Below are 12,765 nucleotides of genomic sequence, written 5' to 3'. Positions count from 1 at the left end.
ACGCTATATGTCGCATTGCCGTAAACCCGGGAAAATCCGGGGTTTGCGCTATAAGAAGTTGTCGCTTGGCGACAAGGCCGGGCACAAAACTGTCCTTACAATCCCCCCATCGCTCGCCAGTTTCAGGCGGGTGGCCCTCATCAGGAGACTCCGATGTCCGTTGAGCACGCTGCGGTACAACGCGCCGATTTCGACCAGGTTATGGTTCCCAACTACGCGCCTGCCGCTTTCATTCCGGTGCGTGGCGCCGGTTCCCGCGTCTGGGATCAGGCCGGCCGCGAGCTGATCGACTTTGCCGGCGGCATCGCCGTCAACGTATTGGGCCACGCGCATCCGGCGCTGGTCGGTGCCTTGACCGAGCAGGCGAACAAGCTGTGGCACGTGTCCAACGTGTTCACCAACGAGCCGGCCCTGCGCCTGGCGCACAAGCTGATCGACGCCACCTTTGCCGAGCGCGTGTTCTTCTGCAACTCCGGCGCCGAAGCCAACGAGGCCGCCTTCAAGCTGGCCCGTCGTGTCGCGTTCGACCGTTTCGGCACCGAGAAGTACGAAATCATCGCTGCGCTCAACAGCTTCCACGGCCGTACTCTGTTCACCGTGAACGTTGGTGGCCAGTCGAAGTACTCCGACGGTTTCGGCCCGAAAATCACCGGCATCACCCACGTGCCGTACAACGATCTGGCGGCACTGAAGGCCGCTGTTTCGGACAAGACCTGCGCGGTCGTTCTGGAACCGATCCAGGGCGAGGGCGGCGTGCTGCCGGCCGAGCTGGCTTACCTGCAAGGCGCCCGTGAACTGTGCGACGCGAACAACGCGCTGCTGGTGTTCGACGAAGTGCAGACCGGCATGGGCCGCACCGGTAACCTGTTCGCCTACCAGCATTACGGTGTGGTTCCGGACATCCTGACCAGCGCCAAGAGCCTGGGCGGCGGTTTCCCGATCGCGGCAATGTTGACCACCGAAGCGCTGGCCAAGCACCTGGTCGTCGGCACCCACGGCACCACGTACGGCGGCAACCCGCTGGCGTGCGCCGTGGCTGAAGCGGTGATCGACGTGATCAACACCCCTGAGGTGCTGAACGGCGTCAACGCCAAGCACGACAAGTTCAAGACCCGTCTGCAACAGATCGGCGAGAAGTACGGCCTGTTCACCCAGGTGCGCGGTCTGGGTCTGCTGATCGGTTGCGTGCTGAGCGATGCCTGGAAAGGCAAGGCCAAGGACATCTTCAACGCCGCTGAAAAAGAAGGCCTGATGATTCTGCAGGCCGGTCCGGACGTGATCCGTTTCGCCCCGAGCCTGGTGGTTGAAGACGCGGACATCGACGCCGGTCTGGATCGCTTCGAGCGCGCTGCCGAGAAACTGACCCAAGCCTGATTCATGTAAGACCGCCCGGTGCCTGTCGTCATCGACAGGCGCCGGGACAAATTTCCTGTGCCGGGCCTGCCCGGCATTTTTTTCCCGAGTCGGCGCTTTCGCCGACCTGAAGTAGAGAAAGGAGTGACACCATGCTGGTGATGCGCCCCGCGCAAATGGCTGATCTGGGCGAGGTAGAGCGTCTGGCTGCGGACAGCCCGATTGGTGTCACTTCCTTGCCGGATGACGTTGAACGCCTGAGCGACAAGATCGCCGCGAGCGAAGCCTCGTTTGCCGCCGAAGTGAGCTTCAACGGTGAAGAGAGTTACTTCTTCGTCCTCGAAGACACCGCCACCGGCAAACTGGTGGGCTGCTCGGCGATCGTTGCGTCGGCCGGTTATTCCGAGCCGTTCTACAGCTTTCGCAACGAGACCTTCGTGCACGCTTCCCGCGAGCTGAAGATCCACAACAAGATTCACGTGCTCTCGCAATGCCATGACCTGACCGGCAACAGCTTGCTGACCAGTTTCTACGTGCAGCGCGAGCTGGTGGGTTCGCCGTGGGCCGAACTCAACTCCCGTGGCCGTCTGCTGTTCGTCGCCAGCCATCCGGAGCGTTTCGCCGATTCGGTGGTGACCGAGATCGTCGGTTACAGCGACGAGAATGGCGACTCGCCATTCTGGGACGCCATCGGTCGCAATTTCTTCGACCTGAACTACGCCGAGGCCGAGCGTCTGTGTGGCCTGAAAAGCCGCACGTTCCTCGCCGAACTGATGCCGCATTACCCGATCTACGTGCCGCTGCTGCCGGACTCCGCTCAGGAAGCGATGGGCCAGGTGCACCCGCGTGCGCAGATCACCTTCGACATCCTGATGCGCGAAGGCTTCGAGACCGATCATTACATCGACATTTTCGACGGCGGCCCGACCCTGCATGCGCGTGTCTCGGGGATCCGTTCGATCGCCCAGAGCCGTGTGGTGCCGGTGAAGATCGGTGAGCCGGTCAAAGGTGCCGGGCGCCAGTATCTGGTGGCCAATGCCCAGTTGCAGGATTACCGCGCGGTACTGCTGGAACTGGATTACGCACCGGGCAAACCGGTGACCCTGGATCTGGAAGCAGCCGAAGCCCTGGGCGTCGGTGAAGGTGCCAGCGTGCGCCTGGTGGCGGTTTAACGCCTTAGCGAGTTTCACGGGTGGCCACGGCGGCCCGTTTGAGGAGATAGCATGATTGTTCGTCCCGTACGCAGCAGCGATTTGTCCGCTCTGATCGACCTGGCCCGCAGCACCGGCACCGGCCTGACCACTTTGCCGGCCAACGAAGAGCGCCTGACCCACCGGGTCGGCTGGGCCGAGAAGACTTTTCGCGGTGAAGCCGGCCGTGGCGACGCGGACTACCTGTTCGTGCTCGAAGACGACAACGGTCGCGTGGTGGGGATTTCCGCCATCGCCGGCGCCGTCGGTCTGCGTGAGCCTTGGTACAACTTCCGCGTCGGCCTGACCGTCAGCGCCTCGCAGGAGTTGAACATCTATCGCGAGATCCCGACGCTGTTCCTGGCCAACGACCTGACCGGCAACTCCGAGCTGTGCTCGCTGTTCCTGCACGCCGATTACCGCACCGGCCTCAACGGTCGCATGCTGTCCAAGGCGCGGATGCTGTTCATCGCCGAATTCCCTGAACTGTTCGGCAACAAGATCATCGCCGAGATGCGCGGTGTCTCCGATGAAGCGGGCCGTTCGCCGTTCTGGGAGAGCCTGGGCCGTCACTTCTTCAAGATGGAATTCAGCCAGGCCGATTACCTGACCGGCGTCGGCAACAAGGCGTTCATCGCCGAACTGATGCCGAAATTTCCGCTGTACACCTGCTTCCTGTCGCCGGACGCGCGCAACGTCATCGGCCAGGTGCACCCGGACACCGAGCCGGCGCTGGCGATGCTCAAGAGCGAAGGCTTCAGCTACCAGGGTTACGTCGACATCTTCGACGCCGGTCCCGCTATCGAGTGCGAGACCAGCAAGATCCGCGCAGTGCGTGACAGCGAGGCGCTGGTGCTGGCCATCGGCACGCCGGGCGACGATGCCACGCCGTTCATCATCCATAACCGCAAACGCGAAGACTGCCGCATCACGGCTGCGCCGGCCCGTCTGGCCGCCGGTACGCTGGTGGTCGATCCGCTGACCGCCAAACGTCTTCAACTCAACGCTGGCGATCAGGTTCGCGCCGTGGCGTTGTCTGCTGCCCGGGAGTCGAAATAATGAATTCGCTATACATCGCAGGTGAGTGGCTGGCCGGTCAGGGCGAGGCCTTTCAATCGCTGAACCCGGTGACCCAGCAAGTGCTGTGGTCGGGGGAGGGCGCTACCGCCGCTCAGGTCGAGTCGGCCGTGCAGGCTGCGCGTCAGGCGTTCCCGGGCTGGGCCCGTCGCACGCTCGAAGACCGCATCAGCGTGCTCGAAGCGTTCGCCGCCTCGCTGAAAAAACACGCCGACGAACTGGCCCGCACCATTGGTGAAGAAACCGGCAAACCGCTGTGGGAAGCCGCGACCGAAGTCACCAGCATGGTCAACAAGATCGCGATCTCGGTGCAGAGCTACCGCGAACGTACCGGCGAGAAGAGCGGCCCGCTGGGCGACGCCACCGCCGTGTTGCGCCACAAGCCCCACGGCGTGGTGGCGGTGTTCGGCCCTTACAACTTCCCCGGCCATTTGCCGAACGGCCACATCGTGCCGGCGCTGCTGGCCGGTAACAGCGTGCTGTTCAAACCGAGCGAGCTGACCCCGAAAGTCGCCGAGCTGACGGTCAAGTGCTGGATCGAAGCCGGTCTGCCGGCCGGCGTGCTGAACCTGCTGCAAGGCGCCCGGGAAACCGGGATTGCTCTGGCGGCGAATCCGGGCATCGACGGTCTGTTCTTTACCGGTTCAAGTCGTACCGGCAATCACCTGCATCAGCAGTTTGCCGGGCGTCCGGACAAGATCCTCGCGCTGGAAATGGGTGGCAACAACCCGCTGGTGGTCGATCAGGTCGCCGACCTCGACGCGGCGGTGTACACGATCATTCAGTCGGCGTTCATTTCCGCCGGTCAGCGCTGCACCTGCGCCCGTCGTCTGCTGGTGCCGCAAGGCGCGTGGGGCGACAGCCTGCTCAAGCGTCTGGTGGAAGTCAGCTCGACCATTGAGGTCGGCGCATTCGATCAGCAGCCGGCGCCGTTCATGGGCTCGGTGGTTTCCCTCGGCGCGGCGAAAGCGTTGATGGATGCCCAGGCGCATCTGTTGGCCAATGGCGCTGTTTCGCTGCTGGCAATGACTCAACCACAGGCCCAGTCGGCGCTGCTGACCCCGGGCATCGTTGATGTGACGGCGGTTGCCGATCGCTCCGACGAAGAACTGTTCGGCCCGTTGCTGCAAGTCATCCGCTACGCCGATTTTGCGGCGGCGATTGCCGAAGCCAACGACACCGCGTTTGGTCTGGCCGCCGGCCTGCTGTCGGATTCCGAAGAACGCTACCAGCAGTTCTGGCTGGAAAGCCGTGCCGGTATCGTCAACTGGAACAAGCAACTGACGGGTGCTGCGAGCAGCGCGCCGTTCGGCGGTGTCGGCGCTTCGGGCAACCACCGCGCCAGCGCCTACTACGCGGCGGATTACTGCGCGTACCCGGTGGCCTCGCTGGAAACTCCGAGCCTGGTATTGCCGGCGGCCCTGACGCCTGGCGTGAAGATGGCGTGAGGCGCGTCCTGCCTCGATTGCACTCGATTGTTATTTGATGCCTATAAAAACAGATTCTCGTGGAGCCTCGCTGATGAAATCCTTTGAAGTCAATTTTGACGGTCTAGTGGGGCCGACCCATAACTACGGTGGTCTGTCCTACGGCAACGTTGCGTCCCAGAGCAACAGCCAGCAGTCCTCGAACCCGAAGGAAGCGGCGCTGCAAGGCCTGGCAAAAATGAAAGCGCTGATGGAAATGGGCTTTCAGCAGGGCGTTCTCGCACCCCAGGAACGTCCGGACGTGGCGGCTCTGCGCCGTCTGGGTTTCAGCGGCACCGACGCTCAGGTAATCGAGCGCGCCGCGAAAGAAGCGATGCCGCTGCTGGTCGCCAGTTGCTCGGCGTCGAGCATGTGGGTGGCCAACGCCGCCACGGTCAGCCCGAGTGCCGACACCGCTGACGGTCGCGTGCACTTCACCGCCGCCAACCTGAACTGCAAATACCACCGCAGCATCGAGCACCCGACCACCAGTCGCGTACTGGGTGCAATGTTCGCCGACCAGCAGCACTTCGCTCACCACGCCGCATTGCCGGCAGTGGCGCAGTTCGGCGACGAAGGCGCAGCCAACCACACGCGTTTCTGCCGTGAGTACGGCGAGGCCGGTGTCGAGTTCTTCGTGTTCGGTCGCAGTGCGTTCGACACCCGTTACCCGGCGCCGCAGAAATACCCGGCGCGTCAGACCCTCGAAGCATCGCAAGCAGTCGCCCGTTTGCACGGCCTGCGTGACGACGGTGTGGTCTACGCTCAGCAGAACCCGGCGGTGATCGACCAGGGTGTGTTCCACAACGACGTGATCGCGGTGGGCAACGGCGAGGTGCTGTTCTATCACGAGGACGCGTTCCTCGACACCGAGAACATGCTGGCCGAACTGCAAGCCAAACTGGCCAAGGTCGGCGGCAAGTTCCAGTCGGTCTGCGTGCCGCGTTCAGCGGTTACCGTGGACGACGCGGTGCGTTCCTATCTGTTCAACAGCCAGTTGCTGTCGCGTCCTGACGGTTCGATGCTGCTGATCGTGCCGGAAGAGTGCCGTGGCAACGAGCGCGTGTGGAATTACCTGCAAGGCCTGACCAGCTCCGTCGGCCTGATCCGCGAAGTGAAGGTCTTCGACCTCAAGCAGAGCATGCAGAACGGTGGTGGCCCGGCGTGCCTGCGTCTGCGCGTCGCGCTCAATGAAACCGAGCTGGCGGCTGTCAACCCAGGGGTTATCATGACCGCCCCGTTGTACGGTTCGTTGACCGCATGGGTTGAAAAGCACTATCGCGACCGCCTGAGCGAAAGCGACCTGGCGGATCCGCAATTGCTGCTTGAATGCCGGACGGCACTGGATGAACTGACGCAAATCCTTAAACTGGGCGCGGTTTATCCATTCCAGATCAATTGATGGCCGGTGCGCCGCCTGAGCGCGGCGCGCGGCTTGTCTCCCCAACAGAGCGTAAAAAGACATGAGCGATTCCCTGCGGCTGATCCTTGAAGACACCGACGGCAAGCAACTGGAAACTTCCTGCACCCGCGTCGCGGTCATGTGGCAAGGCAAAGAGCTGTGGATCCAGCAGGACGGCCGCGGCCAATTGCTGATCGGCGTAGATGTCGAGGAAGGCGACGAAGAGTACGCCAACCTGCTGTTGCGTCCATTGGCGACTAATCTGGTAAGTCTGCAACTGGAGATGGAACCGGCTGACCTCGGCGACGATGACGGCCACGTGCACGGCCCGGATTGCAACCACGACCACTAAGGAAACCGCTCTATGCTCGCCCTCGGCAAACTGCTTGAACTGACCCTCGCCGGCCGCGAACCGGCGGAGAAGACTCAACTGACTGTCGAAGGCGTGCGCATGCGCTGGCTGAGTGAGGGTGCGCTGGAAGTCCGGCCACCCGAAGCGCGCGACAATGGCCTGGACCTGCTGCTGTCGGCAGGCATCCACGGCAACGAAACGGCACCGATCGAATTGCTCGACCGGCTGCTGCATGACATCGCCCGCGGCGACCTGAAGCCGCGCGCACGCATTCTGTTCCTGTTCGGCAACCCGGAAGCGATTCGCAAGGGCGAGCGTTTCATCGAGCAGGATGTCAATCGGCTGTTCAACGGCCGTCACGAACAAAGCAGCGGTTCCGAAGCCCTGCGCGCCTGCGAGCTGGAACGCCTGGCCGCGAGCTTCTTCAGCGTGCCGGATCGTCAGCGACTGCACTACGATCTGCACACTGCGATTCGCGGTTCGAAGATCGAGCAGTTCGCGTTGTATCCGTGGAAGGAAGGTCGTCAGCATTCCCGTCTGGAGCTGGCCCGCCTGCGCGCCGCCGGCATGGAGGCGGTGCTGTTGCAGAACAAACCGTCGATCGTCTTCAGTTCCTACACCTACGACAAGCTCGGCGCCGAATCCTTTACGCTGGAGCTGGGCAAGGCACGGCCGTTCGGGCAGAACGCCGGGGTCAATGTGTCGCTGCTGGAAACCCGTCTGAAGCAGATCATCGAAGGCACCGAGCCGGAGATGGCCGAGCATGGCCTGGACGGCCTGCAACTGTTCAGCGTGGCGCGGGAAATCATCAAGCACAGCGACTCGTTCCGCCTGAACCTGCCGGCGGACATCGAAAACTTTTCGGAACTGGATGTGGGTTATGTGTTGGCCGAAGACCTGGCCAATACCCGCTGGATCATCGAAGAGCAGGGCGCGCGGATTATCTTCCCCAATCCCAAGGTCAAGAACGGCCTGCGGGCAGGCATTCTGATCGTGCCGACCACTGACGAAAATCTTGCCTGATAGCACCGTATCACCAATGTGGGAGCGAGCTTGCTCGCGAATGCGATCTGATATTCAACACTGATGTTGACTGTCAGATCGCATTCGCGAGCAAGCTCGCTCCCACAGTTTTTATGATGCTTAGACCGCTACAGCACGCGGCTCGGTACGGCGCAATGCACGCACTTTCTGCAGCGTATCCGCGCAAGTCTTCGCCGCTTCCTGACCCTTGTGCACGAAATGCTCGAAGAAGAACTTGTAGTGTTCTTCGCCGGCATGGAAGTGGTGCGGGGTGAGCGATACCGAGAACACCGGCACTTCGGTTTCCAGCTGAACCTGCATCAGGCCGCTGACCACCGACTGGGCGACGAACTCGTGACGGTAGATTCCGCCGTCCACTACCAGGGCTGCCGCGACGATGCCGGCATAACGACCGGTCTTGGCCAGCAGCTTGGCGTGCAGGGGCATTTCAAAGGCGCCGCCGACTTCGAAGAAATCGATGTCCGATTCCTGATAACCCTGGGCGATCATTTCGGCGAGGAAGCCTTTACGGCTCTGATCGACGATTTCCTTGTGCCAGCAGGCCTGGATGAACGCGACGCGCTCGCCGTGAGTGTGTTTGCTTTTGCTGTCGATAGCGGTGGGTTGCATGTTCTGACTCCTGTTTGTGTGAAAAACAGGGCGTTATGAATCGAAAGGGATTCAAGGGTACGCACGCTCGCGCGAACGCGGCGGACGGCCCTTTGGCGTCAATCCCGTTCTCTCTTCATCCGGACTATGACCGTCGGCCCCGGAATCACACCGGATCTGCTGACCTTGCCGCCGTTCACGGTTTTTGCCGTGCCTGACACCAAGCGCTCGCGGGCTATGCGCATTGCGCGCAATTACCGCCGGTGGGGAATTGCACCCCGCCCTGAGAACGTTTCGCCGCCCTTTATCGGGCGGCGCAGCGTTTTTAACACAGATTGCCGGGCTGTGCATTGCGCCTTTGTGATGATTGCCATCGGATTTTTCGAAGCGTGGAAACGACTTTTCCTTGCGCGAGGGTTGATTAATCCGCGCCATGCCCGCAGTAATTCCTCTACGAAAAGGGATTTCCCCTGCTGACCAGAGGCCAGGTTCATGAGCGTTATCGATCTTCGCAGCGACACCGTCACCCAACCGACTCCCGCCATGCTCGACGCGATGACCGCGGCGGCCACCGGTGATGATGTGTATGGCGAAGATCCGACGGTCAATCGTCTGGAAACTGAACTGGCAAAACGGCTGGGTTTTGCTGCGGCGCTGTTCGTCCCGACCGGCACCATGAGCAACCTGCTGGGCTTGATGGCCCATTGCGAGCGCGGTGACGAGTACATCGTCGGTCAGCAGGCGCACACGTATAAGTACGAGGGTGGCGGCGCAGCAGTGCTCGGTTCGATCCAGCCGCAGCCGCTGGAGGTGCAGGTCGATGGTTCGCTGGACCTGGATCAGGTGGCAGCGGCGATCAAGCCTGACGACTTCCACTTCGCCCGCACCCGCCTGCTGGCACTGGAAAACACCATGCAGGGCAAGGTGTTGCCGATGGAGTATCTGGCCCGGGCACGCAAATTTACTCTGGACAATGGCCTCCAGCTGCATCTGGACGGTGCGCGGCTGTACAACGCCGCCGTCAAGCTTGGTGTTGATGCCCGGGAAATCACGCAATACTTCGATTCGGTGTCGGTGTGCCTGTCCAAAGGACTCGGCGCGCCGGTCGGCTCGGTGCTTTGCGGTTCGGCCGAGTTGATCGGCAAGGCGCGGCGCCTGCGCAAAATGGTCGGCGGCGGCATGCGTCAGGCCGGATTGCTGGCGGCGGCAGGATTATATGCGCTGGATCACAACGTCGAGCGTCTGGCGGATGACCATGCCAACGCGCAGTTTCTGGCTGAAGGCCTGCGCAAGGCCGGTTTCACCGTCGAACCGGTGCAGACCAACATGGTTTACGTGCAGATGGGCGACCGTGCCGAGGCGATCAAGGCGTTTGCCGCCGAGCGCGGGATCAAACTGAGCGCTGCCGCCCGTCTGCGGATGGTCACGCACATGGATGTCAATCGCTCGCAAATCGAGCAAGTGATCGCGACATTCGTCGAGTTTTCGCGCAAGTGACAGCGTTAGCCCCTCAATTGACTGTTTCTATCGTATAAACACGCTGTACCCCGCGCGCAGGGCCGATATAATGCGGCCCTTTGCCGTCGTTTCGTCTGTTGACGTTTCGTACAGGCCTTTGGCCGCAGCCTCCGTGGAAGAACCTAATGAAAAGCGCAGAAATCCGTGAAGCCTTCCTTCGCTTCTTCGAAGAGCAAGGCCACACCCGTGTAGCCTCCAGCTCTTTGATTCCGGGCAACGACCCAACCCTGCTGTTCACCAACGCGGGGATGAACCAGTTCAAGGACTGCTTCCTGGGTCAGGAAAAGCGCGCGTACACCCGCGCCGTCTCCAGCCAGAAATGCGTGCGCGCCGGCGGAAAGCACAACGACCTGGAAAACGTCGGTTACACCGCCCGTCACCACACCTTCTTCGAAATGCTGGGTAACTTCAGCTTCGGCGATTACTTCAAGCGTGATGCCATCACCTACGCCTGGAACTTCCTGACCTCCGAAAAATGGCTGAACCTGCCGAAGGAAAAGCTGTGGGTCACCGTCTACGCCAGCGATGACGAGGCCTACGACATCTGGACCAAGGAAGTCGGTGTGCCGGCCGAGCGCATGGTGCGCATCGGCGACAACAAAGGCGCGCCATACGCCTCCGACAACTTCTGGACCATGGGTGATACCGGCCCGTGCGGTCCTTGCACCGAGATTTTCTACGATCACGGCGCCGATATCTGGGGCGGCCCACCGGGCTCGCCGGAAGAAGACGGCGACCGTTACATCGAAATCTGGAACAACGTTTTCATGCAGTTCAACCGCACCGCCGATGGCGTGTTGCACCCGCTGCCAGCGCCGTCGGTGGACACCGGCATGGGCCTGGAGCGGATCAGTGCCGTGCTGCAGCACGTTCACTCGAACTATGAAATCGACCTGTTCCAGAGCCTGCTGGCCGCTTCGGCCAAGGCCATCGGTTGCAGCAATGACAATCAGGCGTCCTTGAAAGTCGTGGCTGACCACATCCGTTCCTGCGGCTTCCTGATTGCCGACGGCGTGCTGCCGTCCAACGAAGGCCGTGGCTACGTGCTGCGCCGGATCATTCGTCGCGCCTGCCGTCACGGCAACAAGCTGGGTGCCAAGGGCAGCTTCTTCTACCAGATCGTTGCCGCTCTCGTGGCCGAGATGGGCGAAGCGTTCCCTGAGCTGAAATCCCAGCAGGCGCACATCGAACGCGTACTGAAAGCCGAAGAAGAGCAATTCGCCAAGACCCTGGAGCAGGGCCTTAAGATCCTCGAGCAGGATCTGGCCGAGCTCAAAGGCGACGTGGTTCCGGGCGACGTAGTGTTCAAGCTCTACGACACCTACGGTTTCCCGATGGACCTGACCGCGGACATTGCCCGCGAGCGCAGCCTGACCATCGACGAAGCCGGTTTCGAGCGTGAAATGGAAGCCCAGCGCGTCCGTGCACGTTCCGCCAGCTCCTTCGGCCTGGACTACAACAGCCTGGTCAAGGTTGATGTCGATACCGAATTCACCGGCTACCACGCCACCAGCGGTTCGGCGAAAGTCGTGGCTCTCTATAAAGATGGCCAGTCCGTGGACGTCTTGAGTGAAGGGCAGGAAGGCGTTGTGGTGCTGAACCAGACCCCGTTCTACGCCGAATCCGGCGGCCAGGTTGGCGATTGCGGTTACCTGCAGGCCGGCAACAGCCGTTTCGACGTGCGCGACACCACCAAGACCGGCGGCGCATTCCTGCACCACGGTGTGCTGGCGTCGGGCAGCCTGATTGTTGGCGCACCGGTGGAAACCCACGTCGAAGCCGACGTGCGTCACGCCACTTCGCTGAACCACTCGGCCACGCACTTGCTGCACGCTGCGTTGCGCAAAGTGCTGGGCGATCACGTTCAACAGAAGGGGTCGCTGGTCGACAGTCAGCGCCTGCGTTTCGACTTCAGTCACTTTGAAGCGATCAAGCCGGAGCAAATCAAGGCGCTGGAAGACATCGTCAACGCCGAGATCCGCAAGAACTCCGCCGTTGAAACCGAAGAAACCGACATCGAAACCGCCAAGCAGAAAGGCGCCATGGCGCTGTTCGGCGAGAAGTACGGCGACAACGTGCGCGTGCTGAGCATGGGCGGCGACTTCTCCGTCGAGCTGTGCGGCGGTATCCACGCCAACCGTACCGGCGACATCGGCCTGCTGAAAATCATCAGCGAAGGCGGTGTGGCATCGGGCGTGCGTCGTATCGAAGCGGTCACCGGCGCTGCGGCACTGGCTTACTTGAACGCTGCTGAAGAACAACTCAAGGAAGCGGCCAGCCTGGTCAAGGGCAGCCGCGAAAACCTGATCGACAAGCTGTCGGCTGTACTGGAGCGCAACCGCGCGCTGGAGAAGCAGCTCGAGCAGTTGCAGGCCAAGGCCGCTGCTGCCGCCGGCGACGATCTGTCGGCTTCGGCTGTGGACGTCAAGGGTGTGAAGGTTCTGGCCGTGCGTCTGGATGGTCAGGACGGCAAGGCGCTGCTGGCGCTGGTCGATCAGCTGAAAAACAAACTCGGCCGCGCAGTGATCCTGCTCGGCAGTGTCCATGAGGAAAAGGTCGTACTGGTTGCAGGCGTGACCAAGGACCTGACTGGCCAACTCAAAGCCGGTGATTTGATGAAACAGGCTGCTGCGGCGGTAGGCGGGAAGGGCGGTGGTCGTCCGGACATGGCGCAGGGCGGCGGTGTCGACGCCGGCGCACTGGATAGCGCACTGGCGCTGACCGTTCCATTCGTCGAGCAGGGTTTATAAGACGGTCTGTCGGGCCCGCAGTCTA

At 61.8% G+C, this 12,765-nt stretch carries 10 protein-coding genes and 1 riboswitch; of the genes, 9 read left to right on the top strand and 1 reads right to left on the bottom strand.

Features of this window, described 5'->3' with window-relative positions:
• The first annotated feature begins 153 nt into the window (after nucleotides 1-153).
• The 7 genes from DLD99_RS21605 to astE all read left to right on the top strand — a co-directional run bounded on the left by DLD99_RS21605 (nucleotide 154) and on the right by astE (nucleotide 7,863).
• Nucleotides 154-1,374 carry an aspartate aminotransferase family protein gene (locus DLD99_RS21605; protein WP_114884925.1) on the top strand — a complete coding sequence of 407 codons (1,221 nt, stop codon included), beginning with the start codon at nucleotides 154-156 and terminating at the stop codon, nucleotides 1,372-1,374.
• A 131-nt stretch (nucleotides 1,375-1,505) separates the two neighbouring features.
• The gene (gene aruF, locus DLD99_RS21600) at nucleotides 1,506-2,525 is read left to right on the top strand and encodes an arginine/ornithine succinyltransferase subunit alpha (RefSeq protein WP_114884924.1); all 1,020 of its coding nucleotides are present in this window, start codon (nucleotides 1,506-1,508) and stop codon (nucleotides 2,523-2,525) included.
• Between the two features lie 51 nt (nucleotides 2,526-2,576).
• Nucleotides 2,577-3,602 carry an arginine N-succinyltransferase gene (gene astA / locus DLD99_RS21595; protein ID WP_027612638.1) on the top strand — a complete coding sequence of 342 codons (1,026 nt, stop codon included), beginning with the start codon at nucleotides 2,577-2,579 and terminating at the stop codon, nucleotides 3,600-3,602.
• Nucleotides 3,599-5,068, top strand: a complete 1,470-nt coding sequence (astD, locus tag DLD99_RS21590; RefSeq protein WP_167443800.1) for a succinylglutamate-semialdehyde dehydrogenase — start codon at nucleotides 3,599-3,601, stop codon at nucleotides 5,066-5,068. Before astA ends, astD begins: the two co-directional genes overlap by 4 nt.
• A gap of 73 nt (nucleotides 5,069-5,141) precedes the next feature.
• Nucleotides 5,142-6,488: an N-succinylarginine dihydrolase gene (gene astB / locus DLD99_RS21585; protein ID WP_114884920.1), complete on the top strand. Its 1,347-nt coding sequence runs from the start codon at nucleotides 5,142-5,144 to the stop codon at nucleotides 6,486-6,488.
• Between the two features lie 61 nt (nucleotides 6,489-6,549).
• Nucleotides 6,550-6,840 (top strand): hypothetical protein, encoded by a 291-nt coding sequence (locus DLD99_RS21580; RefSeq protein ID WP_064598799.1) that lies wholly within the window; start codon nucleotides 6,550-6,552, stop codon nucleotides 6,838-6,840.
• A 12-nt stretch (nucleotides 6,841-6,852) separates the two neighbouring features.
• Complete coding sequence (gene astE / locus DLD99_RS21575) at nucleotides 6,853-7,863, top strand: succinylglutamate desuccinylase (RefSeq protein ID WP_114884918.1); 1,011 nt, start codon at nucleotides 6,853-6,855, stop codon at nucleotides 7,861-7,863.
• Between the two features lie 120 nt (nucleotides 7,864-7,983).
• Here astE and DLD99_RS21570 read toward each other — a convergent pair whose 3' ends face one another.
• Complete coding sequence (locus DLD99_RS21570) at nucleotides 7,984-8,493, bottom strand: 6,7-dimethyl-8-ribityllumazine synthase (protein ID WP_114884916.1); 510 nt, start codon at nucleotides 8,491-8,493, stop codon at nucleotides 7,984-7,986.
• Nucleotides 8,494-8,595: 102 nt separating this feature from the next.
• Nucleotides 8,596-8,767, bottom strand: a riboswitch (FMN riboswitch).
• A 197-nt stretch (nucleotides 8,768-8,964) separates the two neighbouring features.
• Here DLD99_RS21570 and ltaE point away from each other — a divergent pair.
• Both ltaE and alaS read left to right on the top strand, forming a co-directional pair.
• Nucleotides 8,965-9,969: a low-specificity L-threonine aldolase gene (ltaE, locus tag DLD99_RS21565; RefSeq protein WP_114884914.1), complete on the top strand. Its 1,005-nt coding sequence runs from the start codon at nucleotides 8,965-8,967 to the stop codon at nucleotides 9,967-9,969.
• A 146-nt stretch (nucleotides 9,970-10,115) separates the two neighbouring features.
• Nucleotides 10,116-12,740 carry an alanine--tRNA ligase gene (gene alaS / locus DLD99_RS21560; protein ID WP_114884912.1) on the top strand — a complete coding sequence of 875 codons (2,625 nt, stop codon included), beginning with the start codon at nucleotides 10,116-10,118 and terminating at the stop codon, nucleotides 12,738-12,740.
• Nucleotides 12,741-12,765 lie beyond the last annotated feature (25 nt).

The organism is Pseudomonas kribbensis (assembly GCF_003352185.1).
Lineage (GTDB): Bacteria > Pseudomonadota > Gammaproteobacteria > Pseudomonadales > Pseudomonadaceae > Aquipseudomonas > Aquipseudomonas kribbensis.
This window is presented reverse-complemented; position numbering and strand designations above follow the sequence as displayed.